General features: G+C 70.3%; 1 protein-coding gene. It reads right to left on the bottom strand.

Translation table 11 applies throughout. The annotated features are described in order from the left end of the window. Window positions 1–1,444, bottom strand: a 1,444-nt coding sequence (locus tag AC1D00_RS40890) for a sensor histidine kinase (RefSeq protein WP_477014615.1), incomplete at both ends; no start/stop codon positions are given.

Here is a 1,444-nt window from a genome sequence, read left to right on the forward strand (position 1 = left end):
CGTGCCAGGGTCTCAGCTCGGGATGCAGCGGCAGGCCCTGCGGCGTCGCCACGCGCCAGTCGAGTGCGATGTCGTGCGGTCGCAATTGCATCGCCGCGCGCTCGCGCCAGGAGCCGAGCGCGAGCATGAGGTCGCCGCCGATGTCGTCCATGGAGTCGATGACGAGACGGAGATCCTTCAGCGCCGCGCGGGCGGCGTCCGTGATCGTCGCGCCCTCATGGCCGCGCTCGGACAGCGCGACGATGCTGACGAGCTGGCCGCCGAGGCCGTCATGCAGGTCGCGCATCAGCCGCGTGCGCTCGTTGGCGAGCGCGGCGGCGCGGGCGCGCGCCTCCTCGCGGGCAAAGCTTGCCTTCAGCCGCTCCTCGGCCTCGCGCACGCGCGTCACGAGCTGGCCGGCGAAGCTGTCGACCTGGTTCAGCGCGCGGGCGAAGCGCCAGGTCAGCCCGGCGCCGATCGCGACCAGCATCGCCGAATAGGACAGGCGCGAGACGAAGATGCGTTCGTTGGTGACGATCTCGGACACCGACAGCATGTCGTGGACCCAGCAGGTCAGCACGATGCTCACCGCGCAGYCGAGCGTGAAGCTCGCGGCATCCTGCCGCCGCACCACCGCGGCCGCGGTGACGCAGGCCATCAGGACCAGGCAGACCCCGACCGTGGGGATGCCAAGCAGGAGAAACAGAATGCGCGGCAGCGGCGGCCCGGCGACCAGCCCGACCACGAACACGACGATGCCCGGCGCGAACAGCAGCGTGCCGTAGCGCGGCCAGCGCCAGCCGAAGAACAGCACGCCGAACACGACGATCAGCGCGCTCTCGGTCGGCGCCGATGCCAGCAGCACCGAGGCAAGCCGCGACGTGGTGGCCGGGGGCACCGGCGGCGGTACGAACGCCTGCACCACGCCGAGCACCATCGCCGCCGCCAGCACGCCGTAGACCGGCTCGCGGCGCCGCATCAGCCACATGATCGCGAGGATGACGGCGAGGATGGACTGCCACGCCGAGAACACCACCGGCAGCGTGACGAACAGCAGCGTGCGCGTCTCATAGGCGGGACGCAAGGCTGCATCGGGGCCGACATAGACGGTGTCGAGAAAACCCTTCAGTGGCCCCCATACGAACAGCCGCACCGTGAGCTCGTTGCTGCCGTCGCGTAGCAGCGAAGCGGGGATGAGCGCGATCTGCGGCGTGTTGCGGTCCGGCCGGTTGGCGTTGGCATCACGCCGCGAATCGAGCACCACGACGCCGTTGACGGCGACCTCCACCGCATTGCTGAAGCGCGGCAGGAACACCGACCATCCCGACGCCGCATCGCCGCGGCGGAAGGTGAAGGCGCCGGTGTAGAGCGGGGGATCGGCCAGCGAGTAACGCGACGAGGTGAAATGCGGCAGCGTCACGGGATGCGTCGCGCCGTCCTCCCGCAGCGAAAATCCGCTCAAGGC

This window comes from Bradyrhizobium sp. P2_E8 (genome assembly GCF_056403875.1).